21 protein-coding genes and 1 tRNA gene are annotated in these 21,465 nt (G+C 65.7%); all 22 read right to left on the reverse strand.

All coding sequences use genetic code 11. The features are described 5' to 3' along the window. Window positions 1–56 precede the first annotated feature (56 nt). The 22 genes from DBW_RS03735 to obgE all read right to left on the reverse strand — a co-directional run bounded on the left by DBW_RS03735 (window position 57) and on the right by obgE (window position 21,364). Window positions 57–133, reverse strand: a tRNA-Pro gene (locus DBW_RS03735). Window positions 134–215: 82 nt separating this feature from the next. Continuing rightward, window positions 216–1,061: an ion transporter gene (locus DBW_RS03740; RefSeq protein WP_082820165.1), complete on the reverse strand. Its 846-nt coding sequence runs from the start codon at window positions 1,059–1,061 to the stop codon at window positions 216–218. A 113-nt stretch (window positions 1,062–1,174) separates the two neighbouring features. Next, window positions 1,175–1,321: an entericidin EcnAB gene (locus DBW_RS18385; protein ID WP_157471741.1), complete on the reverse strand. Its 147-nt coding sequence runs from the start codon at window positions 1,319–1,321 to the stop codon at window positions 1,175–1,177. 23 nt (window positions 1,322–1,344) lie between these two features. After that, window positions 1,345–1,830, reverse strand: coding sequence for a signal peptidase II (gene lspA / locus DBW_RS03745; protein ID WP_066724420.1), 486 nt, complete (start codon window positions 1,828–1,830; stop codon window positions 1,345–1,347). A gap of 81 nt (window positions 1,831–1,911) precedes the next feature. Continuing rightward, on the reverse strand, window positions 1,912–4,692 hold the full coding sequence (gene ileS, locus DBW_RS03750) for an isoleucine--tRNA ligase (RefSeq protein ID WP_066724423.1): 2,781 nt from the start codon (window positions 4,690–4,692) through the stop codon (window positions 1,912–1,914). Between the two features lie 194 nt (window positions 4,693–4,886). Further along, window positions 4,887–5,066: a hydrogen-dependent growth transcriptional repressor gene (locus DBW_RS03755; protein ID WP_066724425.1), complete on the reverse strand. Its 180-nt coding sequence runs from the start codon at window positions 5,064–5,066 to the stop codon at window positions 4,887–4,889. A gap of 243 nt (window positions 5,067–5,309) precedes the next feature. After that, on the reverse strand, window positions 5,310–6,623 hold the full coding sequence (gene nhaA / locus DBW_RS03760; protein ID WP_066724428.1) for a Na+/H+ antiporter NhaA: 1,314 nt from the start codon (window positions 6,621–6,623) through the stop codon (window positions 5,310–5,312). A gap of 107 nt (window positions 6,624–6,730) precedes the next feature. Next, a complete protein-coding gene (locus DBW_RS03765) occupies window positions 6,731–8,356 on the reverse strand; it encodes an NADP-dependent glyceraldehyde-3-phosphate dehydrogenase (protein ID WP_066724431.1) in 1,626 nt (541 codons plus the stop codon). 81 nt (window positions 8,357–8,437) lie between these two features. Then, the gene (locus DBW_RS03770; protein ID WP_066724434.1) at window positions 8,438–9,094 is read right to left on the reverse strand and encodes an endonuclease III domain-containing protein; all 657 of its coding nucleotides are present in this window, start codon (window positions 9,092–9,094) and stop codon (window positions 8,438–8,440) included. Next, a complete protein-coding gene (locus tag DBW_RS03775; protein WP_066724437.1) occupies window positions 9,091–10,179 on the reverse strand; it encodes a hypothetical protein in 1,089 nt (362 codons plus the stop codon). Before DBW_RS03775 ends, DBW_RS03770 begins: the two co-directional genes overlap by 4 nt. Before the next feature lie 65 nt (window positions 10,180–10,244). Further along, the gene (locus DBW_RS03780; protein ID WP_066724449.1) at window positions 10,245–10,430 is read right to left on the reverse strand and encodes a hypothetical protein; all 186 of its coding nucleotides are present in this window, start codon (window positions 10,428–10,430) and stop codon (window positions 10,245–10,247) included. 141 nt (window positions 10,431–10,571) lie between these two features. Beyond that, a complete protein-coding gene (locus tag DBW_RS03785) occupies window positions 10,572–12,050 on the reverse strand; it encodes a PAS domain-containing sensor histidine kinase (RefSeq protein ID WP_066724452.1) in 1,479 nt (492 codons plus the stop codon). Window positions 12,051–12,114: 64 nt separating this feature from the next. After that, window positions 12,115–12,876 carry a ComF family protein gene (locus tag DBW_RS03790; RefSeq protein ID WP_066724455.1) on the reverse strand — a complete coding sequence of 254 codons (762 nt, stop codon included), beginning with the start codon at window positions 12,874–12,876 and terminating at the stop codon, window positions 12,115–12,117. Between the two features lie 56 nt (window positions 12,877–12,932). Then, window positions 12,933–14,471, reverse strand: coding sequence for a 2,3-bisphosphoglycerate-independent phosphoglycerate mutase (gene gpmI, locus DBW_RS03795; RefSeq protein ID WP_197463774.1), 1,539 nt, complete (start codon window positions 14,469–14,471; stop codon window positions 12,933–12,935). Continuing rightward, window positions 14,468–15,850 (reverse strand): tetratricopeptide repeat protein, encoded by a 1,383-nt coding sequence (locus DBW_RS03800; protein ID WP_066724461.1) that lies wholly within the window; start codon window positions 15,848–15,850, stop codon window positions 14,468–14,470. Before DBW_RS03800 ends, gpmI begins: the two co-directional genes overlap by 4 nt. 36 nt (window positions 15,851–15,886) lie before the next feature. Next, on the reverse strand, window positions 15,887–16,240 hold the full coding sequence (locus tag DBW_RS03805) for a TraR/DksA family transcriptional regulator (protein ID WP_066724464.1): 354 nt from the start codon (window positions 16,238–16,240) through the stop codon (window positions 15,887–15,889). Between the two features lie 22 nt (window positions 16,241–16,262). Beyond that, window positions 16,263–16,736, reverse strand: coding sequence for a 23S rRNA (pseudouridine(1915)-N(3))-methyltransferase RlmH (rlmH, locus tag DBW_RS03810; RefSeq protein WP_066724467.1), 474 nt, complete (start codon window positions 16,734–16,736; stop codon window positions 16,263–16,265). Further along, the gene (gene rsfS / locus DBW_RS03815; RefSeq protein WP_066724470.1) at window positions 16,736–17,107 is read right to left on the reverse strand and encodes a ribosome silencing factor; all 372 of its coding nucleotides are present in this window, start codon (window positions 17,105–17,107) and stop codon (window positions 16,736–16,738) included. The genes rlmH and rsfS overlap by 1 nt, the downstream gene beginning before the upstream one ends. Before the next feature lie 5 nt (window positions 17,108–17,112). Continuing rightward, entirely contained in the window at window positions 17,113–17,766 is a 654-nt protein-coding gene (gene nadD, locus DBW_RS03820; RefSeq protein ID WP_066724473.1) for a nicotinate-nucleotide adenylyltransferase, read from the reverse strand. A gap of 71 nt (window positions 17,767–17,837) precedes the next feature. Continuing rightward, entirely contained in the window at window positions 17,838–19,094 is a 1,257-nt protein-coding gene (locus DBW_RS03825) for a glutamate-5-semialdehyde dehydrogenase (RefSeq protein WP_066724475.1), read from the reverse strand. 32 nt (window positions 19,095–19,126) lie between these two features. Continuing rightward, the gene (gene proB, locus DBW_RS03830; protein WP_066724477.1) at window positions 19,127–20,248 is read right to left on the reverse strand and encodes a glutamate 5-kinase; all 1,122 of its coding nucleotides are present in this window, start codon (window positions 20,246–20,248) and stop codon (window positions 19,127–19,129) included. A 75-nt stretch (window positions 20,249–20,323) separates the two neighbouring features. Then, complete coding sequence (gene obgE, locus DBW_RS03835) at window positions 20,324–21,364, reverse strand: GTPase ObgE (RefSeq protein WP_066724480.1); 1,041 nt, start codon at window positions 21,362–21,364, stop codon at window positions 20,324–20,326. Window positions 21,365–21,465: the final 101 nt, after the last annotated feature.

The raw sequence follows: 21,465 nt of genomic DNA on the forward strand, positions 1-21,465 counted from the left end.
GTTTGGGTTGGCTTCCGGGTTCGGGACCGAAAACCTATGATTCTATTTGGGAAATTTGGTCGGGGCGAGAGGATTTGAACCTCCGACCCCCTGCTCCCGAAGCAGGTGCGCTACCAGACTGCGCTACGCCCCGACATCACTTTCCTTGCGACAACAGACGAGACTTTTAGCACGCGGGTCGGAAAAATGCAAGCAGCTTTTGCAGGAAAATGGGGCTACAGCGCGGCCCCGCAGAACTTGCAGTGGACAGCGTCGGCATCGTGTCCTTCCGCAGCGCATTCGGGGCAGGCCTGGGTCGAGACGCCGCGGCCGAAGGAGCGGCTCATCTCCACGGTGACGATGCCGGTGGGGACGGCGATGATGCCGTAACCGCAGATCATGATCAGGGAGGCGAGGCTCTGGCCGAGGCCGGTCTGCGGCGAGATGTCGCCGTAGCCGACGGTGGTCAGGGTAACGATGGTCCAGTAGATGCTGCGCGGGATGCTGGTATAGCCGCTCGCCTCCCCTTCGATCAGGTACATCAGCGAGCCGAAGATGATCACCAGGGTCAGGACAGTGAAGAGGAAGACGACGATCTTGCGGCCGCTGGCGCGCAAGGCCTGGCCGAGCATGCGCGCTTCGCCCAGGTACTGGACCAGCTTGAAGACCCGGAAAATGCGCAGGATGCGCAGGATGCGGATCACCAGCAGGTAGTGGCTCCCCGGCAGCAGCAGGCTGAGGTAGGTGGGGAGGATGGCGAGCAGGTCGACGATGCCGTAGAAGCTGCGGGCATAGCGCAGTGGTTTGCCGACGCAGAGGAGGCGCAGCAGGTACTCGACGGAGAAGAGGAGGGTGAAAAACCATTCGGCGGCGGTCAGCAGCGGACCGTAGCTGGTGCGGATGGCGGCGACGCTGTCGAGCATCACCGCGGCGACGCTGGCGAGGATGGAGCCGATCAGCAAGACGTCGAAGGCCTTGCCGGCCGGGGTGTCGGCTTCGAAAATGACCTCGTGCAGCGCCTGGCGCCAATTGCTGCGGTAGGGAGTCTCGGGTTTTTGCCAGGGCGGTTGGGGCAGGCTCATGGCGGTCTCCTGTGCCGAATGGCGCGGCGACGGTCGATCCAGGCCGGACCGCAGCGGCCGCTACCGGCGTGATGGATTTCACCCCTGCCAGGGGGGCAGAGCGGGGTATGGGATTACTGCTTGAGGCTGGCGTTCACCTCGTGGACGGTCTCTTTCAGCACATGGCCGACGGCGTGGAGATCCTTGCGGGCGCCGACCAGGGTTTCGCAGCCGGCGAGGGCGAGGATTATCAGCAGCAACAGAGGGGTGAGACGGGCCATGGCCTGACTCCGAAAGGGGCGGATCAGCACTTCGCCTTGCGGGCCCGTTCCTCGCGCCAGAGGTCGACCAGCAGCAGGGTGACGCCGACGCTGATCGCCGAGTCGGCGACGTTGAAGGCGGGCCAGTGATACTGGTACCAGTGGACGTCGATGAAGTCGATCACCTCGCCGAAGCGGACCCGGTCGATAAGGTTGCCGAGGGCGCCGGAGAAGATCAGCGCCAGGGAGAAGCAGACCAGCTTCTGGTTGTCCTTGAGGCGGCGCAGGTACCAGAGGATGCCGACGGCGGCGACCAGGGAGACGGTGATGAAAAAGGGGATGCGGATGGCGCTGTCGGCGAAGATGCCGAAGGCGGCCCCCTTGTTGCGGACATAGGTGAAGTGGAAGAAGTTCTCCAGCACCGTCACCGACTCGTGGAGGCGGAAATGGCTGTCGACATAGAGCTTGGTCGCCTGGTCGAGGACGAGGACGACGGCGGTGACGATGGCGAGCAGGCGGTAACGGGACACGGATAACCTCAGGGAAAGGGGCGAGTAAAGAGCAATGAGCAATGAGGTTTCTCGTCGCCCGCTACTCATTGCTCATTACGGTCAGACCAGCGCTTCGCGGCAGCGGTGGCAGACGGTTGGGTGCTGGTCGCTCTCGCCGATGGTGGTGGCGTAGTTCCAGCAGCGTTCGCACTTCTCGCCCTGGGCCTTCTCGACCTTGATGCGCAGCCCCGCCACCTCTTCGCCGGCGCCGCCGTCGGGAAGTTCATCGACCAGTTCCGCCTGGGAGACGATGCAGAGGGTCGCAAGTTCCCCCTGGTAGGCTTCGATCAGTTCGCGCCAGGGGCCGGCCGGCGCGGCGAGCAGCACCCGCGCGTCGAGGGAGTGGCCGATGCGCTTCTCGGCGCGGGCCAGTTCCAGCGCCTTGGAGACATCGGAGCGGACGGCGAGGAGCTTGCTGTAGCGCCCCTCCAGATCGGCGTCGAAGAGGGCCGCCTCGAAGGCCGGGAAGGCGGCGAGGTGGACGCTCTCCTCCCGCTCGCCGGGCAGTTCCTGCCAGATCTCGTCGGCGGTGAAGGAGAGGACCGGGGCGATCAGCCGCGTCAGCGCATCGAGGATGCGGTACATGGCGGTCTGGGCGCTTCGTCGGGCCAGGCTCTTGGCCGGCGAGATGTAGAGGCGGTCCTTGAGGACGTCGAGGTAAAAGGCCGAGAGGTCGACGCTGCAGAAGTTGTGGACCGCGTGGTAGAGGACGTGGAACTCGTAGTCGTTGTAGGACTTCTCGACCCGCTTGACCAGCCCTTCCAGTCTGGAGAGGGCCCAGCGATCGATCTCGAGCAGGTCGCCGTCGGGGACCGAGTCGGCGCTCGGGTCGAAGCCGTGCAGGTTGCCGAGAATGTAGCGGGCGGTATTGCGGATGCGCCGGTAGGCCTCGGAGACCTGCTGCAGGATCTGGTCGCCGACGCGGGTGTCGTTGCGGTAGTCCTGGGTGGCGACCCAGAGGCGCAGCACCTCGGCGCCGAATTTCTGGATCACCTTCTCCGGGGCGACGACGTTCCCCATCGATTTCGACATCGGCCGGCCGTTCTCGTCGAGGACGAAGCCGTGGGTCAGCACCGCCTTGTAGGGGGCGGCGTCGCGGGTGCCGACACAGGCCAAAAGGCTCGAATGGAACCAGCCGCGGTGCTGGTCGCTCCCTTCCAGGTAGATGTCGGCGGGGCTGTGGAGCTTGGGCGTGGTCTCAAGCACGGCGGCGTGGGAGACCCCCGAATCGAACCAGACGTCGAGGATGTCCTGCTCCTTGTCGAAGTCGTCGTGGCCGCACTTGGGACAGCTGGTCCCCGCCGGCAGCAGCTCTTTGGCCTCGCGCTCGAACCAGATGTCGCTGCCGCCCTCTTCGAAGAGGTTGGCGATGTGGTGCATCAGCTTGCCGTCGGCGATCGCTTCGCCGCACTTTTTGCAGTAGACGACGGTGATCGGCACCCCCCAGGTGCGCTGGCGGCTGATGCACCAGTCGGGGCGGTTTTCGATCATGTTGTAGATGCGCTCGCGGCCCCAGTGGGGAATCCACTGCACGTCGTTGATGTGCTTGAGGGCCTTGCCGCGCAGGTCGTTCGCCTCCATGGCGATGAACCACTGCTCGGTGGCGCGGAAGATGATCGGTTTCTTGCAGCGCCAGCAGTGCGGGTAGCTGTGGGAGACCTTCCCCTCGCCGAGCAGCGCCCCGACCTCCTTCAGCCTGGCGCTGACGGCGGCGTTGGCCTCCTTCTGCACGTTGAGGCCGGCGAAGAACTCGACGTCGTCGCGGTAGCGGCCGTAATCGTCGACCGGGTTGTAGATCTCCAGGCCGTAGCGCAGGCCGGTGAGGTAGTCGTCCTGGCCGTGGCCGGGGGCGGTGTGGACGCAGCCGGTGCCGGCTTCGAGGGTGACGTAGTCGCCGAGGACGAGGAGGGAGTCGCGCGCAAAGAGGGGGTGTTTGCAGCGCAGCTTCTCGAAGATCGGGGCCTGGAAGGTGGCGCGCAGGGTGAAGTCGCTGATCCCGAGCTTGCCGAGGACCTGCTGGTAGAGCCCTTCGGCCATCACCAGCAGCTCACCGCCGGTCTCGATGACGACGTAGGGGAGCTCCGGGTGGAGGCAGACCGCGAGGTTGGCCGGGATCGTCCAGGGGGTGGTGGTCCAGATCACGAAGGAGAGCTTTTGCCCGGCCAACTCCGCCAGTTCGGCCGGCAGGGTGTCAACGAAGGGAAACTTGACGTAGATCGACGGCGAGGTGTGGTCATCGTACTCGACCTCGGCCTCGGCCAGGGCGGTGACGCAGGAGGGGCACCAGTGGACCGGTTTCTTCCCCTTGTAGAGCCCGCCGCGCTCGGCAAAGCGGGCCAGCTCGCGGGCGGTCGCCGCCTCGTAGCGGGTCGTCATCGTCAGGTAGGGGTGCTGCCAGTCGCCGAAGATACCGAGGCGCTGGAACTCCTCGCTCTGGGTGGTGATCCAGTTCTGGGCGTAGCGGCGGCACTCCTTGCGGATCTGCGCTTTGCTCATCCCGCGCTTTTTCTCGCCGAGTTCCTGGTCGACCTTGAGCTCGATGGGGAGACCGTGGCAGTCCCAGCCCGGCACGTAGGGGGCGTAATACCCCTGCATGCGCTTGCTCTTGACGACGATGTCCTTGAGGATCTTGTTGAGCGCGTGACCGATATGGATATGGCCGTTGGCGTAAGGGGGACCGTCATGAAGGATGAAGGTGGGGCGACCGGCGTCGGCCCCCTCGAGCTTGTCGTTGAGCCCCAATTCCTGCCAGCGCTGCAGCATCGCCGGTTCCCGTTGCGGCAGGTTGGCGCGCATCGGAAAGTCGGTGACGGGGAGATTGAGGGTCTCTTTGTAATCCATTGGTGGTCCTCCCGGGAGCCCTGGGGTGGGAAAAATCAAGTCATGTAAGGTAGCAAAATGGCAGGATAAGTCAAGGGAAAACCGGGCCTGGCGGGGGAGGTGACGGGAGGTGGTTGCAGCTGGCGGCGGGCGAGGCGGGCGGGGGACGCAGGGCGCCATCGCCTTGCCATCCCCGCGTCATCCCGGGTCGGCGCTCAGGCGCTGAGCCGGAACTCGGCGCCACTCTCCTGCTGGAGGAGGTCGAGGCTGCGCCGCAACAGGGTCGAGATGCTGGTGTCGGCACGTCTGGCCAGGTCCTGCAGCACCTGCATTTCGTCATCATTGATACGGCAGGAGATGATGTACTTTTTGGGGTTTTCCACCGGTCGGCCCATGGCTGCTGCTCCTTTGCTGGGAAAGATTTGCTCGACGCACCCCGATCGGGGTATTGCGTCAAAATGTTGCGTATACATAAGTGCAAAGGTGCTGCCAGCGGGAAAATTATTTTTCTGTAACTTTACAATTATTTAAATTTCAACAGGTTGGGTCGATTTTGGGTCGATCTGGCGGGAGTGTGCTCGGGGACAGTTTGGACAAAATGACGCACATGGGCGGCATTGTGGTCAGGATGACCCAAATTACGGCGAACTCTGGTGGCGCCGGCTGAGCAGGAGGTAGCCGATGGCGCCGGCCAGCAGCGAGGCGCTGAAGATGCCGACCTTGGCGTCTTCGACCTGGCCGGGGAGTTCGAAGGCGAGGTTGGAGATGAAGAGACTCATGGTGAAGCCGATGCCGCCGAGAATCCCGATGCCGAGAATGTCAATCCAGCGGGTGCCGCGGGGGAGGTCGGCGAGCTTCAGCCGCACCGCCAGCCAGGAGAAGGTGAAGATGCCGAGGGGCTTGCCGATGAGCAGGCCGCAGACGACGCCGTGGGTGACCGGGTTGCTGACGGCGGCCTGGAGGTCGCCGAGGCTGAGGGGAATCCCGGCATTGGCGAGGGCGAAGAGGGGCATGACGCCGAAAATCACCCAGCGGCTCATGACGTGTTCCATCCGCTGCAACGGGCTCATGGCGTCGTGACAGACATGTTCCAGGGCGAGCAGGGTGCCGAGGCGCGATTCGTTGTGAAAGGGACCTTCAATCGATTCGAAGCTGCGAAAGCGATCGAGCAGTTTCTGCACCCGCTGGAGGAACTCCTCCTTGGAATGGCGCGGCCGGACCGGGATGGTGGCGCCGATCAGGACCCCGGCGATGGAGGCGTGAATCCCGGATTTAAGGAGGGCGAGCCACAAGCAGAATCCGACCAGGGCGAAGAAGTTGGGATTCTGCAGGCTGAAGCGGTTGCCGGCGACCAGCACCAGCAGCCCGAGCAGGGCGATCGCCAGGGGCAGCAGGGCGAGCTCCTTGGTGTAGAAGAGGGCAATGACCAGGACCGCGCCGAGGTCGTCGACAATGGCCAGGGCGGTCAAAAAGATGGCGAGGGAACGGGGGATGCGGTCGCCGAGCAGGGCGATGATGCCGAGGGCGAAGGCGATGTCCGTCGCCATCGGAATCCCCCAACCGGCAACGGCGGGGGGATTGGGCGCGAGGAGGAGGTAGATCAGCGCCGGCAGCAGCATGCCGCCGAGGGCGGCGGCAATGGGAAGGGTCGCGTTGCGCAGGCTGGCGAGTTCCCCCGCCAGCAGTTCCCGTTTGATTTCGAGGCCGACGACGAAAAAGAAGACCGCCATCAGGCCGTCATTGATCCAGTGATGCAGGCTCCTGGTCAGGCCGAAGTGATCGAAGCCGACCGTCAGTTCCATTTCCCAGAAATGGTGGTAATAGCCGCTCCAGCTGGAGTTGGCGAGGAGCAGGGCGATGAGGGTGGCGCCGAGGAGAACGATTCCCCCGGCCACCTGGCTTTTGAAAAAATCCTCGAAGGGACGCAGCAGGTTGGAAAGGCGGACCGGCATGACGGCCTTTCTTCACATTGGGTTTGGGGCGTTCGGAGCGACAGCGCTTTCTACTGTTAAGTCTGCCAGAAGGGCGCGCAGGCGCAAGGGCCGGTCCGGCGCCGAGCTCAGAGTAGAAAGTCGGTCGAGAGGAAGTTCGACCGCCCTTCCCGGGTGATGGTGCGGATCAGCTCCTTGTTGAGTTCGCCCTCCTTGGCGGCGACCAGGGTCCGGATCGAAAAGGCGCGCAGGGCGTCGCTGACCGAGAGCGTCCCCTCGGCGGAGCCCTTGCGGCCGGTAAAGGGAAAGATATCGGGGCCGCGTTGGCACTGGCTGTTGAGGTTGACGCGGCAGACCTGGTTGACCAGCGGGTCGATGAGGGGGGCGAGAGTCTGCGGATCGCTGCCGAAGAGGCTGAGCTGCTGGCCGAAGTTCGACTCGACGACGTAGCGGATCGGTTCCTCGACGCGGTCAAAGGGAACCACCGGGATTACCGGGCCGAACTGCTCTTCATGATAGAGGCGCATGGCCGGGGTGACCGGGTAGACCAGCGCCGGATAGAAGAAACTGTGGCGGATTCGGCCGCCGGCCGCGTTGCAGACTTCGGCCCCCAGGGCGATCGCATCGGCGACGAGTTCGCTGAGATAGGCGGGTTTGTCGGCTTCCGGCAGCGGAGTGAGGGCGACCCCGGGCTGCCAGGGCATGCCGAAGGAAAGGTTGCCGATGGCAGTGGCAAGGCGCGCGACGAAGGGGGCGGCGATGGAGCGTTCGACAAAGAGAATCTTCAGCGCGGTGCAGCGCTGGCCGTTGAAGGAGAGGCTGCCGAGGAGGCACTCCTGCACCGCCAGGTCGAGATCGGCGTCGGCGAGGACGATGGCCGGATTCTTGGCCCCCATGCCGAGGACCCCGCGCAGCCGGTGCGGGGCGGGGTGGGCCTTTTTCAGGGCGTCGGCGGCCCGGGCCGAGCCGATGAAGGCGAGGACATCGACGTCGCCGGTGGCCATCAGCGGACCGAGTACCTTGCGCCCTTCGCCGTAGACGGTATTGATCACCCCGGGGGGGAAGCAGTCGCGAAACGCTTCGAGGAGCGGCCGGTAGAGGAGGATGCCGAGGCGCGGCGGCTTCAGGACCACGGTGTTGCCCATGATCAGGGCCGGGATCAGGGTGGTGAAGGTCTCGTTGAGCGGGTAGTTGAAGGGGCCCATGCAGAGAACGACGCCGAGGGGACCACGCCGGGTCTGGGCGATGATCCCTTCCTCGATCACCAGCCGCGAGGAGCTGCGGTCGAGGTCCTTGAGCGCTTCGATGGTGTCGGCTATGTAGCTGGCGGTGCGGTCGAATTCCTTGCCGGCGTCTGCGGCGCTCTTGCCGACCTCCCACATGACCAGTCGTACCACGTCCTCGCGCACTTCCCGGAAGCGGACCAGGAAGTCCTGGACGTGGCGAATGCGGTCGGCCACCGCCATCGTCGGCCAGGGACCGCGCCCCTGGCCGTAGGCATCGCGGGCCGCCACCAGGGCGGCGAGGGCCTCGGCCTCGTCGAGGAGCGGGTAGTGGCCGATGACGACCGGGCTCGCCCCCAACGGGGTTTCGAGCCAGACCGGCGAACGGGCTTCACCGTAGGGGCCGGGCCAGTGGCGCAACTCGCCGTTGATCAGATATTCGTCCTGCTCCAGGGGGGGCAGGCGGTAGGCTTCGGGGATTTGCCCGGCGGTCGGGAAGAGTCGGTCGATCCGTTGCGGCAGCGTATCCATGGTGATCTCCGTGACAAGGTGGGAGGGGTGTTACCAAGTGTAACCGCTGACACCAGGATGCAAGCTGTCGGGAAGGAATAATCAGCCGGGGAGGGCGGCGGGACAGCGGGACCGTAGCGGACAGGAGGGACAGCGCGGACGGGTGCGGCAGTAGACCTTGCACTCTTCGACGATCAGGGCATGGAACTCGTTGAAAAGCTGCGTATCAGGCGGCAGGGCGGTCATGAAAAGGGAGCGGACCTGATGGTAGGATTCGCTGCCGCGCAGCAGGCCGAGGCGACCCAAAAGTCGCCGGGTATAGGCATCGACGACGAAGGAGGGGCGCTGGCCGGCATAGAGGAGGATGGCATCGGCACTCTCCGGCCCGATGCCGGGCAGCCTCAGCAGCTCGGCCCGCACCTGGTCGAGGGGGCGGCCGAGCCAGCCGGGGAGGTCCCCGTGGTGGTGGGCTTCGAGGTAGCGGGCAAAACCGGTGAGGCGCGCTGCCTTCTGCCGGAAAAAGCCGGCGGGGCGGATCATCGCTTCAAGCTCGGCCAGTTCCCGGTCGAGGATCCCTCGCGGGGTGAGCGCGTCGGCCGCGCGCAGGTTGGCGATCGCCTGCTCCACGTTGCGCCAGGCGGTGTTCTGGGTGAGGATGGCGCCGATCACCACTTCGAAGGGGGATTCGGCCGGCCACCAGTGGCGGGGGCCGAAGTGGTGTTGCAGCAGTTCAAAGATGGCAAGGAGCTGCGCTTTCACTCTGACCTGCCGGTAGCGAGGGTGGCGAGACGATCGGCGGCAACCGTGTCGCCGTCGCTCGCCAGAGCTTCGCCCGCTGCGGGGAGGGTGAGCAGGGTGGCGAGAGCCTCTCCCCAGTCGCCGCTGCGCAGCTGCCGGTTGTCGATGGGGAGGGCCCGGGCATAGCGCCGCAGGCCGGCGATCAGCAGTTCCTGCTCGCGAAAATTCCCCCGTTCGGTGTAGAGCACCGCGGTGTCGTTGACGATCGCCTCGGCAACGATGCCGTAGCCCGGCTTGGTGACGACGACATCGGCGGCGGCGACCAGGTCCGGGTAATAGCAACTCCCTGTAGGAATGAGGCGCAGGTTGGGTGCCGCCGCCCCGAGGGCCGGTTCGCTGAGGAAGATCCAGTCGTGAAGGCGGGCGAGAGGAGCGGAGTCGAACTCGGTGAGGCCGAAGCCGCCGAAGGAGATCAGGGCGATGCGCTTGTCGGTGGGGAGGCCGAGCTCCCTGCGGATGACCGCGGCGGGGCGCCGCGCCTTGCGTGCCACCAGCGGCAGCAGCTCGACGGTTGGGCCGGGTGGAAACGGGCCGCAAAAGGGGAGGGCGAGAAAGCGCGCGGCGGCGGCGTAGTCGGCGGCCAGGCTGGCGGCGACCGCCGCCAGCTCCGGGGTTTCGGCGACAAAGCCGCGGCAGATCCAGTCCCAGGTAAAGTTGCTGACGCCGACCCCGGGAATGCCGGCCTGGCGCGCCGCCAGCAGGGGGAGGGCGGGGATGTCGCTGACGACCAGCGCAACCCGGTCCCGCTGCAGGGAGGCGGTCTCGGCGGCGAGCTGGACGTCGCGCTGGCTGAGGAGTTCCCGCCAGGCGCCGCCGGTCGCGGGAATATCCATCTCGAGGCTGTCGCGCTGGATCACGCCGATGTCGAAGGCCGCGCTGCGCACCGCCGTCGCGGCGAGACCGCCGGCGCGCAGGAACCAGGGCGCGGCGCTGGTGACGACGTCCACCTCCAGCTGCGGGTGGCGCCGCCGCAAGGCGGCAATGATCTGCAGGGAGCGGCTGGCATGACCGAGGCCATGGCCGCTGATGTAGTAACGCAGGCGCATGGGGGATAGATAGCACGCGCGGCGAATTCGGGCAAGGTCCGCCGCGTATCCTCGCGATGCGCCGATCAGTTACTGCGGTAGAGATCGAGGAAGCGTTCCTGGATGTCGAGGGGGAGGACCACCCAGTAAGGGCTGCCGATCAGGTCCCGGATCTGGCGCTGCTGCTCCTCGCGGCTGAGGCTCTCCCAGTTACGGGATTTGACGGACGTACGGGGTGGGCGTGGCAGGGTCGATGCGGCTTGCAGGGGCATGGTCTCCTCCGGTACGGGTGCGGGGGAAGTATCTCTGCCTTGAAAAATAGCCTCGGTCGGGACCTTTGACCACGGTGATCGGCGCAGCAATTGAGGTTTGGGGGGACGGTCGGCGACTGCACAGATGCACACGGGGTGGGTTCAGGTGACGTGGCGGGGGAGTTCGATCCAAAAGGTTGCGCCGCCCCCCGGAGTCTCATCGACCCAGCAGCGGCCATTATAAAGCCGGGCGATCTTGCGTACCGTAGCGAGGCCAATCCCGGTGCCGCGACTGCCGGTCGCGGTCGAGCCCCGATAGAAGGGGTCGAAGATGCGCTGGCGCTCCGCCTCGGGAACCCCGGGACCATGGTCGCGCACGAAGATGCGGACCCGTTCCCCGGCGCTGCGGCTGCCGATTTCGATGCCGGCATCCACTGCTCCCGCGTAGCGGATGGCATTCTCCAGCAGGATCGTGAAGAGTTCCCCGACCAGGGTCGCCGGGAGTTGCAGCTCGGGCAGCTCCTCGACGCTGACCTGCAGGCCGAGGCGGTTGATCTCCAGGCTCTGTTCGTTGAGAACCTCCTGCAGGATCGGCCCCAGCGGCAGGGGGGCCGATGGTGGCGTGACCCGCCCGACCCGGGAGAGGGTCAGCAGGTCCTCCATCAGGGCGAGCATCCTCTGCCCCTGGGTCTCGATTTCAGTCAGCAGCTCGATCCCCTGGGCGTCGAGGCGGTCGCGATACTCCTCGCGCAGAAACTCGGCGAAGCCGATGATCGGCGTCAAGGGACTGCGCAGATCATGGGAGACGGTGTAGACGAAGGCATCGAGCTCCTGGTTGGCTTCGATCAGTTTCTCCTCGGCCAGTTTACGGGCGGTGATGTCGCGGTAGACGGCGAGCTTCCCGATGGCTCCGTCCACGGTGCGCAGGGGTGAATGGATGATTTCGTAGCTGCGCAGGTTGATTTCGACGTCGCGCTCCTCACGCACGGTTTCCCCCATACGGACCCGCTCGAAGGGGCACCAGGAACAGGGCGAGCTGCGCTGGTGCAGGGCCTGATAGCAGATCGCCCCCTGCACTTCGCCGAATACCTTCTGCAGCGCCCGGTTGGTAAAGCTGATCCGGAACTCGGGGCCGACCAGGTAAGCGAGGTCTTCCATGGAGTCGAGGAGCATGCCGAGGCGGGAACGTTCTTCCTCAAGCTGGGCCGTGCGCTGGCGGACCGCCCTTCCCAGGCGCCGGCTATGGCTGCGCAGCCGTGTTTCAAGCCGCCGCTGGCGGCTGACGTCGATGAATGATTCGATGCCGCCGATGATGGCGCCCTGCTCGTCGCGCAAATAGTCGACGTTCTTGGTGAGGAAAACGCGGCCGCCGTCCTTGTGGCGGATCGAGCAGGAGGTGCCGATGATCGGCTTTTGTTGCAGCGGGTCGAAGAGACCGCACCCCTTGCCGCAGGGGATGCCGGAGAGAAACGAACAGTGCTGCCCGATCGCCTCGGCAGCCGAATAGCCGGTGATGCGCTCGGCTTCGGCATTCCAGCAGACGATGCGTTGCCCGGAATCGACGACAAAGAGGCCGCTGGGGATGGTTTCGAGGACTTTCTCCAGGGAGAGGCTTGCAACAAGCGGATCGAGTCGGGTCACAACGGCTCCAGAGGAGAGTGCGGCCGGTGCGGCCAGTGATGAAGGCGCCGAATTCATGGAAAATCTAACATATCCCTCCCGGAGGGCAAGGGGCAAGGAGATTTCCGGCGCGGGCGACGATGGCGACCTCGACCCCCAGCGCCCCGCCGGCGCGCAGGGTCCGCGCGCATTCCCGTGCGGTACTGCCGGTCGTCATGACGTCATCGACCAGGAGGATGTGGCGGGGCCCGGGTGCCTCGGCAAGGGCAAAGGCGCCTTTCAGGTTGCGGCGGCGCACAACGGCCGGCAATCCCTGCTGCGACGGCGTCGCCCGGGTGCGCCGCAGCAGGCCGGCCGCCACCGGCAGGCCGAATTGGCGGCCGAGGCAGCGGGCCAAAAGGAGTGACTGGTTGTAGCAGCGCTGGCGCAGGCGGGAGGGGTGGAGCGGGACCGGAACGAGCAGCTGCGCCGGGCCGGGATCGAGACGGGCAGCGAGGAGGGCGCCAAGGGGGTGGTCGAGGCCGATCGCGTCGGAGTACTTGAAGCGCTGTACGGCCCGGCGCAGCAATCCGTCGTAAAGTCCCGCGGCCTGCACCCGGGAAAAGGGCGGGTCTTGCTCGCCGAGGCACTCGGCGCAGAGATGGTTCTGACCGCCTGCGGTGACAAACGGAAGAGCACAGCGACTGCAGCAGGGGGTGGAAAGGGGCGGGATCTCTGCGCGGCAGGCCGGGCAGAAGACGGTGGCCGGGCCGGGGGGGAGCAGGTCGAAACAGAGGGGACAGGCCGGCGGGAGCAGGAGGTCGAGGAGTTCGTTGGCGGCCTGCGTCAGCCAGGCGGCAAGGCGCATTTCTTCCCCCCCCAGGGCGATCTGGTTGTTGCCGCCCGGTGGGCGGCGATTGCGGATCAGGGCTCCAGCAGGCTCTTGCCGGTCATCTCCCGTGGCTGCTCCAGGCCGAGCAGGTGGAGGAGAGTCGGTGCGATATCGGCGAGGATGCCGCCGCTGCGCAGGGTGGCGTCGCGGCGATCGGGATCAACCAGCAGAAGCGGCACCGGGTTGGCGGTGTGGGCGGTATGCGGCCGCCCCTCGGCATCGACCATCTGCTCACAGTTGCCATGGTCGGCGGTGATCAGCAGGCGCCCGCCGGCTGCGAGCACCGCGTCGACGACCCGGCCGACGCAGCCGTCGACGCACTCCATGGCACGAATGGCGGCGCTGAGCTGGCCGGTGTGGCCGACCATGTCCGGGTTGGCGAAGTTGAGGACGATCAGGGCGAACTCGCCGGTTGCGATGCGGGCGACGACCTCGTCCGTGACCGTCGCCGCGCTCATCTCCGGTTTCTGGTCGTAGGTGGCGACTTCCTTGGGCGACGGGATCAGGACCCGCTCCTCCCCCGGGAAGGGAACCTCGCTGCCGCCATTGAAGAAGAAGGTGACATGGGCGTACTTTTCGGTCTCGGCGATACGCAGCTGGCCTCCCCCGCTGTCGGCGACCACCTCGCCGAGGAGGTGGGCATAGCTCTGGGAGGGGAAGGCGACCGGCAGCTCAAAGGTCTCGTCGTACTCGGTCAGGCAGACGTAACTCGCCAGGCGCGGGACCCGGGGGCGGACAAAGCCGTTGAAGGCCGGCTCGGTGAAGGTGCGGGTCAGTTCCCGGGCGCGGTCGGAGCGGAAGTTGAAAAAAATGATGGCGTCGCCGTCGGCCACGGTTGCGGGCGCTGCCCCCTTGTCCGCGATGATGCGTGGTTTGACAAACTCGTCGGTTTCGCCGGCGGCGTAGGCGGCGGCGATCGCCGCGCCACTTGATGCCGCCAGCTCCCCCTCGCCGAGAACCAGCCCCCGCCAGGCCCGCTCGACGCGCTCCCAGCGATTGTCGCGGTCCATGGCATAGTAGCGGCCGGTAATGCTCGCCACCCGGCCGCATTTCAGATCGGCAAGTTTCGTTTCCAGCTGTTTCAGGTAGTCGGTAGCACTTTGCGGCGGGGTGTCACGCCCGTCGAGAAAGGCGTGAATGCAGATGTCGGCAATCCCCTGACGCCGGGCGAGGTCGACCAGGGCATAGAGGTGCTCGTTGTGGGAATGGACGCCGCCGTCGGAGAGGAGCCCCATCAGGTGCAGCTTGCCACCGCTGTGCTTGAGCCGCGCCAGGGCGGCGCAGAAGACCGGGTTGGCGAAGAATTCGCCGTTCGCGATGCTCTTGCTGATGCGGGTCAGTTCCTGGTAGACGATCCGTCCGGCGCCGAGGTTGAGATGGCCGACCTCCGAGTTCCCCATCTGGCCGGCGGGGAGACCGACATCTTCACCGGAGGCGCCGATGCGGGTGTGGGGATAGTCCCGGAACAGCCCGTCGAGGCGCGGTGTGCTGGCCTGGCAGACGGCGTTGGCGGTGCAGTCGGGGTTGATTCCCCAGCCGTCAAGGATGATGAGGGCGACCGGGCCGTTCAATCCTGGTCCTCGTTCCATTCTTCCCTCTCGCCATGGTGGATGGCCCGCATTTCGACGGGCGGGATATCCTGGATCTGCTTGCGCCCGGCGAGGCTGAAACTCCCCCAGGTGGCGCAGGCGGGACAGCGGCTGCGCCACTCGTCGACGGTCTCTTCGCAGACATCGCAAATATAGCCGAGGCGGAGGTGGGAGTCGATACCGAGGGCCTTTTTGTATTCGGCGATGGCGTCATCCATCCGCTTGCGGCGGCGGTGCGCCTCGGCCAGCAGCAGGTGAAGCTGACGCGATTCGACGCCGGTGCTTTCCACCGCGTAGAGTTGTTCGAGCGCCTCGTCGACCATCTCCAGGCGCAGGCAGAGTTTGCCGTAAAAGAGGCGCAGCACGAGGTCGTCGTTGCGGTCATTGAGAAAGTTCCGGTAGAGGCCGAGCAGCGTTGCCGGGTCTTCGTTGGCGAGGTAGATCTCCTCCAGACGCGAAAGGAAAATGCTCTTGCCGAGTTGTCGGTACCCTTCCTGCCAGACCTCGACGGCCGCATCATTCCGCTTTTGCAGGCGGTAGACGTCCCCGAGGGTAACCCGGGCCGGGACGAAGGCCGGGTCCTGCTTGATGATCTCCTTGAGTTCGCCCTTGGCCTGGTCGGCCTCCGCGGTTTCCAGCCCCTGCTGGGCCACCTCGTAGCGCAGGTATAGCGCCTTCTGTTTCTCCTCGGCGAGGCGGTTGGCCCCCGGTCCCGCCTTGAGGATCCGTTTCTGCAGGGCCAGGGCCTCGGTCCAGCGGCCGTGGCGAATATGCAGGTCACGCAGGCAGCGCAGCGCCTTGCGGTTGTCCCCTTCGATCTGCAGCAGGTCCTGGTAGACCTGGGTGGCCTGGTCGTCCTGGCCGGTCTCTTCGTAGGTGGTGGCGAGCTTGAAGAGGACCTCGAGGCTGCGTGGTTCGATGCTGCGCGCCTTGAGGAGCTGGTTGAGGGCCTCCTGGGGGTGTCCCTCCTGGAGGTGGACGTTGGCCATGGCGATATAGGTGTCAACCCGGGCCGGATCGCGCTCCAGCGCCTTTTGCAGCAGACCGTGGGCGCGCTTGATGTCGCCGGAGAGGAGCCGGCCGACCCCCTCCCGGTAGATCGCCCCCACCTCCTTGGCCTTTTTCTCCAGACGGTCGCGCCGCCAATGCTTGAGCATGTGGCTGACGGTGCCATAGAGGTGGGCGGCGTAACCGACGATCAGCCCGATCAGGATCGCACCGACGATGATGATCGCAACCGAGTAGGTGACGCTGTGCTCGGGCCAGAAATAGATCGTCAAGTCCTGGGGGTTGAGGCCGGAAAAATAAAGGAAGAAGACCAGAAACAGGATGATCAGCAGCAGGAATGACATGATGGTCATGAGCTTCTCCTGGGGACGGCGCCCGAGATAAAAACCTTATTCACCGAACTTTTCGATGTCGGTTTTGCATTCGATACAATAGCGGGAAAAGGGCCGGACGTCGAGGCGGCGCGGTGCGATCTCCTCTTCGCAGCGCAGACAGATGCCGTAATCGCCGCTTTCAATGCGCTCCAGCGCCGCATCGATGTCGCGCACGGTTTGCTGCTGGGTCTCGCTGAGATTGAGGAGCACGTCGCGGCTGTAGGTATTGGCGGACATGTCCCCGAGGTCGGGAACGCCGTCCTGGCCGAGTTCACGGCTGGCGGCATGGGCATCCCGGACTTCCTGCAACAATTCCTTGCGCAACTGCAGCAACCGCCGGCGCGCCCCCTCGAGTTCCTCTTCGGTCATGACCTCTCCTTGCCGCGCATGGTCAGCGGTTGTGGTAGGGTTCGTTGCGCAGAATCGTCAGCCCGCGGTAGAGCTGCTCGCAAAGGAGCAGACGGGCCATCTGGTGGGTCAGGGTCAGGGCGGAGAGGGAGAGGAGCAGGTCAGCCCGCGCCTTCACTGCATCACTCAGCCCGTAGGCGCCGCCGATCACCAGCGCCACCTCACCGGTCCCGTCCAGCATCTGTTTGCCGAGCAGGTCGGCCAGCATCTCCGAGCTGAACTGGCGCCCCCCTTCGTCGAGGACGATGGTGAAGGCCTTCGCCGGCAGTCGCGCCAGCAATCGCTCCCCTTCGTGTTCGCGGATCAGCCGCTGGTCGTGCTTGCGGCCCCCCTTCTCTTCTTTGAGTTCCACCTCGGTAAAGCCAAGGTAGCGCCCGATCCGACCGGCGTACTCGGCGACCCCGGCCTGCAGCCAGGGCTCGGAGAGCCTGCCGATGCAGTAGAGCGTCAGGCGCATCAGCGCGGCGCCGCGGCGCCTTCCGGTTCCGGAACCGGCACCGTCGGCGCCTCGCTCCAAAGACCGTCGAGGTCATAAAACTCCCGGACCGGCTCCTGAAAGATATGGACCATGACGTCGCCGTAATCGAGCAGCACCCAGCGCCCCTCGTTCATCCCTTCCACCGCCAGCGGCGCCGTGGCATGGTCGTTTTTGAGGCCGAGGCGCACCCCCTCGGCGATCGCCTGCACCTGCCGGTCCGAGCGTCCGGAGGCGAGCAGCAGGTAATCGGTCAGGGAGGAGAGCTCTTTGACCTCGAGAATGCGAAGATTGAAGGCCTTCTTGTCGAGGGCGAAATCGGCGGCCAGCAGGGCGCGGTCTTTGGACAGCAACGGCGTTACCTTTCCAGGGGGCGATAGAACCCCCGGTGTCGGATATGCTCCGCCACGGCGGGCGGAACGAGATAGCGGATCGAGCGGCCGGCGGCGACCAGCTGGCGAATCCGCGTCGAGGAAATGTCGAGGTAGGTTTCCGCCAGGAAAATCAGCGAAGTACCGCCTGCATGCCGCCAGGTTTTTGACGTCGCATCATAGCAGAACTGGTCGCGCATGGCAACGGGGAGCAGCTCCTGCGGTTGTTCGCTGTTCACCCCGGGACGCGGCGCAACGACGATATGGGCCAGGCTGAAGAGCCGGCGGTAGTCGCGCCAGGTCGGGAGGTCGCGAAAGGAGTCCATGCCGATGAGGAAGAAGAACTCATCGCTTGGCTGCTCGCGCCGGAGGATCTCCAGGGTATCGACGGAGAAGCTCTTGCCGAGGCGCCTCCCCTCGAGGTCGGAGGCGAAGAAGTCGGGATGGTCGGCAATCGCCGCCTCGACCATCGCCAGGCGTTCGGCAAAGGGGACTTCTTCAGCCACCGACTTGTGCGGCGGCGTTGCCGCGGGGAGGAACATTACCCGATCGAGGGCGCAGACTTCGCGCACCTCTTCGGCGACGCGCAGGTGCGCGAGGTGAATCGGGTTGAAGGTGCCGCCAAAGATGCCGATGCGCATAGGGCCAGCGATGAGCGATGGGCCACGAGCCAGGAGGGGGAGAGTTCTCGCACCTCGGCGCTCGTGGCGCGTTACGATCGAATCTGTCCGTCGCCGAAGACCACGAATTTGCGGGTGGTCAGATCCTCCAGCCCCATCGGGCCGAAGGAGTGGAGTTTGGTGGTGGAGATGCCGATTTCGGCGCCGAGTCCCAACTGGTTGCCATCGGAGAAGCGCGACGAGGCGTTGACCATGACCACGCTCGAATTGACCTCGCGCAGGAAGCGCTGCGAGTTGCGGTAGTCACCGGTGACGATCACCTCGGTATGCAGCGAACCGTAGCGCTGGATATGGGCGATCGCCTCGTCGAGATCGTCGACGACCTTGACCGCCAGGATCAGGTCGAGGAATTCCATCCCCCAGTCGCCAGCGCTGGCAGCCGCCACATCCGGGGCGAACTCCCGGGTGATCGGGCAGCCGCGCAGCTCCACCCCCTTGGCCCGCAGGGTGGCGGCAATGAGTGGCACAAAGGTCTCGGCGATGTCCTTGTGGATGAGGAGGGTCTCCATCGCGTTGCAGACGCCCGGGCGCTGTACCTTGGCGTTGACGCAGATCTCCTCGGCCATGGCGTAGTCGGCGCTGGCGTCGATGAAGGTGTGGCAGACCCCCTTGTAGTGCTTGATCACCGGAATCCGCGAGTGCTCGCTGACGAAGCGGATCAGGCTTTCACCGCCGCGGGGGATGATCAGGTCGATCTCCTCTTCGAGCTTGAGGAGTTCGAGGACCGCCTCGCGGTCGCTGGTGGCGACCACCTGCAGGGCGGCCGGTGGCAGGCCGAGCCGGGCCAGTTCCCCCTTCAGCACGCTGCCGATGGCGCTGTTGGAGTGGAGCGCCTCGGAGCCGCCGCGCAGCACCACGGCGTTGCCGCTCTTCAGGCAGAGCCCGGCGGCATCGGCGGTGACGTTGGGGCGCGACTCATAGATGATGCCGATCACCCCCAGCGGGATGCGCATGCGGCCGACCTGGATGCCGTTGGGGCGCCGCCACATGCCGGTCACTTCGCCGACCGGGTCGGGGAGGAGGGCGACTTCGCGCAGGCCGTCCGCCATCGCCCGGATGCGGTCCGCATCGAGGGTGAGGCGGTCGACCATGGCCGGCGCCATGCCGCGATCACGGGCAGCGCTCAGGTCGAGCTCGTTGGCCGCCAGCAGCTCGGCGCTGCGCGCCTCGAGGGCTGCCGCCATCCGTTCCAGCAGCTCATTCTTGACCGTCGTCGAAAGGTTGGCCATAACCCGGGCGGCCGCATTCGCCTCCTGCGCCAGGGCGAGCATCGTTTCGCGTAGGTTCATGCGCAAACTCCTTTGACTTCCGTTGGCTTTGCCTATTTTTTCAGGACGAGGTTGTCGCGGTGGATGACTTCGTCGTAGTACTTGTAGCCGAGCACCCCCTCGATTTCCGAGGTCTTCTTGCCCATGATGCGCAGCAGTTCGGCGAGGGCATAGTTGATGACGCCGATCGCGAACTCCTCGCCGGCGAGATCGCAGATGCGCACCGCGTCACCGCGATCGAATCCCCCCTCAACCCCCTGGATGCCGGAAGGGAGCAGGCTCTTGCCCCGTTCCACCAGGGCGCGCTTGGCGCCGTCGTCGAGGAGCAGTTTGCCGCGCGGCTTCTTGGTGAAGGCGATCCAGTGCTTCTTCGCCGCCATCCGGTCGCGGGCCGGCAGAAAATAGGTGCCGAGCTCTTCGCCGTCGAAAAGGCGTTGCAGGACGCCGGGAGTGCGGCCGTTGACAATGGCGGTACCGACGCCGTAGAGGGTGGCGCGCTTGGCCGCCTTGATCTTGGTCGCCATGCCGCCGGTGCCGTGGTCGGTGCCGGTGTCGCCGGCGGCGGCTTCGATCTCCTCGCCAATCCGTTCGACCAGCGGGATCAGTTTGGCGTCGGGGTGCAGGTTGGGGTCCCGATCATAGAGGCCGTTCACGTCGGAAAGGATCACCAGCAGGTTCGCCTCGACAAGGTTGGTCACCATCGCCGAGAGGTTGTCGTTGTCGCCGAAGCGGATTTCATCGACCACCACGGTGTCGTTCTCATTGATGATCGGCACGACCTTGAAGTCGAGCAGGGTCATCAGGGTATTGCGGGCGTTGAGATAGCGCCGACGGTTGGCGAGGTCGTCGCGGGTCAGCAGGACCTGGGCGACGGTGTGGCCGGCCTGGCCGAAGGCCCCCTGGTAGGCGTGCATCATCCGGCTCTGACCGATCGCCGCCGCCGCCTGCTTGAGGGGAATGGTCGCCGGTCGCCCGCTGATGCCGAGGGCACCCTTGCCGGCGGCTACGGCGCCGGAAGAGACCAGCACCACCTCGTAACCGCGGCGGATCAGCTCGGAGAGGTCGTGGGAGAGGGTGGCGAGCATCCCCTCGTCAAGGCCTTCCGGCCCGGAGATGACGCCGCTGCCGACCTTGACGACGACCCGGCGAACATGGGAGAGCAGGTTTTTGCGCATTGCCAGAAGCTTTCGCGGAAGTGGCCGTATTTTAAGCAAAACCGGCCGAAATCTTAACTCCGGTGGGGGGGCTTGTCAAGGCACCCAGGGCTCTGCTGCGGTGGGCGCGGCTTTCCGCCGGTTCTCCAGTTCCGCGCCGACCGCTTCGACCAGGGGCGCGGTGCCGTCACCGGTGACGGCGGAGAGGAGAAAGGTCCGGTACCCCCGCTCCTCGAACCAGGGTTTCAGCTCCCCGGCCGCGCTGCGGACTTCCGGAATGTCCGCCTTGGTAAAGACGACGAACTGCGGCTTGGCGAGCAGCTCGGCGTTGTGCCGTTCGAGCTCACGGTTGATGGTGGCGAAGTTTTCCAGCGGATCGCCCTGCTGCATTCCCGAGAGGTCGACCAGGTGGAGAAAGAGGTCGGTGCGCTCGATGTGGCGCAGAAAGCGCGTCCCGAGGCCGTGCCCTTCGCTCGCCCCGGCGATCAGGCCGGGAATGTCGGCCATGACGAAACTCTTGTAGCCGCCGTAGCGCACCACGCCGAGGTTGGGGACCAGGGTGGTGAAGGGGTAATCGGCGATCTTCGGCCGTGCCGCGGAGACCGCGGCGATCAGCGTCGACTTGCCGGCGTTGGGAAGCCCGACCAGGCCGACATCGGCGAGGAGCTTGAGCTCGAGGCGCAGGACCCGTTCGGCGCCGGGGAGGCCGGGCTGGGCGAAGCGCGGGGCGCGGTTGGTGCTGGTGGTGAAACGCGCATTTCCCTGGCCGCCGCGCCCGCCGGCGAGCAGCTTGAGGCGCTGGCCGGGTTCCGTCAGGTCGGCAAGCAGTTCACCACTTTCGAAGTCATAGACCAGGGTTCCCGGCGGCACCCGGATCTCAAGGTCGTCGCCGTTTTTGCCGTGGCGGTTGCTTCCCATGCCGTGGCCGCCGCTCTGCGCCTTGTAGTGGACCTTGTAGCGAAAATCGAGCAGGGTGCCGAGCCCGGGATCGACGCTGAACCAGACGCTGCCGCCGTCACCGCCGTCACCGCCGTCGGGGCCGCCTAAGGGGACGAACTTCTCGCGGCGGAAGGAAACGCAGCCGCGGCCGCCGTCGCCGGCCTTGACGTTGATCTTGACTTCATCGACGAAACGCATAAGGGTCCTGGGAAAAGATGTCCGGTCAGGAGTTCGAGCCTGGATCACGGTTGCCGGGGTTCAACAAAAAGCCCGGGGCTCGCACTGCGAACCCCGGGCTT

The organism is Desulfuromonas sp. DDH964, assembly GCF_001611275.1.
In the GTDB taxonomy this organism is placed as follows: domain Bacteria; phylum Desulfobacterota; class Desulfuromonadia; order Desulfuromonadales; family DDH964; genus DDH964.